A 3,898-nucleotide genomic window follows, 5' to 3' on the forward strand; every position below is an offset into this window, starting at 1 on the left:
CTGCCTGTTTGCTCGTAGTTTTTCCCTGCCACAATGGTGGTATTGCCTTTCAGGCTGCCTACGGTGCTGGCGGTGTGGGTCAGGCTGGTATTGTCTTGCTCATCGGTGGTTTGTTTGCTGCCGATGGTTACACCTAAGCTACCAGTGCTCATTAAGCCTGATTTTTTGATTTGAGCATGGGAGTTTTCGCTCAATGTATTTTCAGCGCTTGTAATTTGAACATGGCCACCAGCGGTTAATTGAGTGCCATCATCCGAAATGATTTGGCTGCCTGAAACTAAAAGATTGTTATGTGCTTTAATAGCAACATCTTTACCCGTTATATTGCTGCCAACCGCTGTACTGCGTTGATATTCAGATTGTGAACGAGCCGATGAGCTAGATAAAAATCCATCATTTTTGCTGTAAAACTTATCTGAATAATCTTCTTGTTCATGAGCATGAGTAATGGAAACATCTTGACCAACCAGTTGTACTGAGCCATGTTCACTATTGATAGTAGAAGCAGATACATCTAATTTTTGATTAGCTTTCAGTACAATATGACCTTGTGTTTGGATATGACTTCCATTTTGTGTGGTTTTAATTTGATGTTGTTGATTATCCGCATCCCAAACGGTTTTTCGATCAGAAACCGTTTCAACGCCACCAATTGATAAATTTTGTCCAGCTTGGAGTAAAGTTGTGCCATTGCCTTGATTGTCTAATGAAGCTGCTTGGAATGTAATATTTCGACCAGCTTGTAGGGACAAAGAGGTTTGTTGGGGCTGATGTATGCCATCTCCAATACGGATTTGTGCATTTTGAGCAATATTACTGTGCGTGAATGTAGAACCATTCTGCATTTGTTGGCTATTACTGCTAGTGGCACTTGCCATCACAATATCACGACCAGCTTGTGCTTTTAAATGGTCTTTGGCATAAATATCTGCTTGATTAACAATATCTTGTTTAGCATCTAAATAAATTTTGTGTCCTTCAATACGACCACTTTGATGTTGAATATTGTCTGCAGAAATCATAAGTGTATGATTAGCATGTAATGTTCCCTTGTTGAGAACATTACCTTGCCCATTGACCACAATATTTTGTGCTGAAATCAGAGAGCCATCTGCTTGAAGCTTGGTTTGATTGTTTGCTAAATAGACTTTGGGTACATAAACTTGTTCTTGCTCACCGTTTGGCAAGGTAACTGTTTGTAATTCCAGCCAAACAATAGGCGAAGTTAAACTCGACATTTGTTCTGAAGACAATGCCGTGCCAATATTGATATTGAATTGTTGAGCAAATTGAATACCCGCATTCATTAATGCTTTGTACTGCTCTTCTTTATTTTGATAGCCTACAAAATAAGGTTTACCAGTTAATTGTGCGATTTGCTCACCAATCATGCGTTGTTCATAATAACCATCACCCAATCGTTTGTGCATATGATTGGGATCGATTTTTAGTGCATTAAGCATATAATCACTTCCCAGCCATTGACGATAATTGGTAAAAGCAGGGTCGGTTTCTACTAACCAGTTTGGGTGACTTGGGTTAATGGTATATAAGCTACTACTGGGTAAGGCTACTTCATTATGGTTAGGCAATGATGTATTGCTAGCCGTTATTTGAGCATTGGCTGTTTGAGCAACAGTTCCTCTATTTTGGAGTGTTTGCTTGCTTAATGTAAGAGTAGTGGGTAATGCAAATGTTTGTTCATGAGACTTTTCATTATTAAAAGTTGTTGTTTGATCTTCGCGTGTATAACCACTGCCAAATAAACCACCATCATGATACCAATCACGATGGATTTCTGTACCATTTTTAATGGTATAGCTTGTTCCTTGAGCGCTATCTTGAATAAGTTGTCCATTTTTTGTAATGATATTTTTATTGGCAATAATACTACTGTTTATATTTGACACATTTCCATCAAAAGAAAGGTTGCCTCCTGATTGAATAACTGATGGGTCAGTGTATTTAACCAATGTTTCATACTTATCTAAAGTATAGTTATTTTCTATCCAAATTCTTCCTAAATTTACTTCACTACCATCATCTTGTTTTAAATATATATTATTAATTCCGTTAAAGCGGAATTGATCGCGTTCATATTCATCAGGTAGTTTGGATTTCAAATCCCAGCCCCAATCACCTGGTCCATGCTCACCACTTCTACGATTTGAAAAACTAATCGTGTTTTTATGCTCTGTCCCTACTTTTTCTATTGCTGTATGAATATGTAGATTTTTATTGGTGGTTTGTGCTGCTGAAATAGACATATCACCAGCTGATTCAATATTCGCGGATAGATTATCCAATGAATCGGCTTGGCCTGTTGCATGATGATTTTCATTCAAGTGACGACCAATAAAGAGTGTATCTTCACTCAATAATTTACTGTGACCATCACTATTTACTGGGGTTTCATCTTCAGTTTGGTTAATGATTTTTCTCGCACCAATATCCAAACGCTCACGAGCCGCCACCACCGCTGCTTTGCCGTTCTCATCACGATTGACCACACTATCCGCAGCCAATGCCACATGGTTGCCATAAATTTTACCCGTGCCAATGTTCAGCAATTCTTGACCTGCTTCTACTCGGGTCAAACCATTGCTGTTCATCATGCCACGATTGCTAATATTTTGTTTTGCTTGAATATTGACTTCCGATTCAGCCTGAATGGTTTGGCTATTGTTCAGGCTGCCTGCGGTTTTGATGTTGAGCTTATTGCCAGCTTCCAGATTGCGTTCAACTGTGAAATCATCTTTCAAATCAATGGATAGATGATTGCCAGCTGCCAGTTTGCCTTGATTGTTCAAAGATTTGCTTTGTAGTGAAACATGGTTAGCAACAATTGTGCCATCCGTGTTATCAATATGCAAATTTTGGGCTTGTTTGTCTTGAATATTCAAAGCATTATTGGCTGCAATTTCGCCTTTTTGATTGTTCAGACTGCCTGAAACCGTCAAATTGGCATTGTCTACAGATTGCAATTTGCCCGCACGGTTGTCCAATTGCACTGTGCTGATATTGAGTGTTTTGCTGGCAAGCAATTCGCCTTGTGCGTTATTGACGGATTGGGTTTGAATGTCTGTGCTTTGTGCGCTGATTTTGGCTTGGCTATTATCCAACACATTGCCCGATACAGCTAATTTGTTCAACTGCAGTTCAGCCGTATTGTTCAAGCCATTTTTAGCCGTCAAATCCACACCGCCATTGGCATTTATCGTGCCTGAGTTGTTCAAGGTTTCTCGGGTTTTCAGGCTGCCTGTGGCAAAGTTTTGAATGCTACTGGGACTGCTCACCGCAGTGGCATTACCCGACCCCGTCGCGCTGCTCGGTGTGTTTTGTGTGGGCGCAGTTGTGCCTGTCGTCCCACCATTAGCCGTTGTGGGAACGGTATTATCTGCTTCTGGATAGCCAATTTTGCCACTATTGGTCAATGCACCTGTGCTTTCAATCGCCAAATCTTGCAAACCTGTTTGCGAAATCGTGCCCGCATTGTCCAATTTGGTAGTTTCCACATCCAAACGTGCGGCTTCAATATTACCGCTTTGGGTTTGTTTCATACTGCCTGAAACGCGAACATTTAATTCATTGGCTGCTAAAACTGTGCCTGAGTTGTCTACATTATCCGCTTTAATATCAAACTGTTCTTTGCTGGACAGGGTACCGCTATTATCAAGGTCTTTTGCTTTGATGTTGGTTTTGCCCTGCGAAGCGATGGTGCCCGCATTGCTCAAATTGCCTTGACTGTCTAAGGTTACGCCACCTGCATTGGCAAATACTTGACCTTTATTATCAATGCTTTGATTGTTTTCGGTGCTAATCAGTGTGATTTTGTTGGCGTACATCCCACCCAGTTCGCTGGTATCAATCGCCACCGCTTTTTGCTTGGGCGTATTTT

1 protein-coding gene is annotated in these 3,898 nt (G+C 40.6%); it reads right to left on the bottom strand.

The window, feature by feature from the left end:
* On the bottom strand, window positions 1–3,898 hold a 3,898-nt coding region (locus Q338_RS12135; protein ID WP_034295863.1), incomplete at both ends, for a hemagglutinin repeat-containing protein.

It is taken from the genome of Alysiella crassa DSM 2578, assembly GCF_000745955.1.
GTDB classification, from domain to species: domain Bacteria; phylum Pseudomonadota; class Gammaproteobacteria; order Burkholderiales; family Neisseriaceae; genus Simonsiella; species Simonsiella crassa.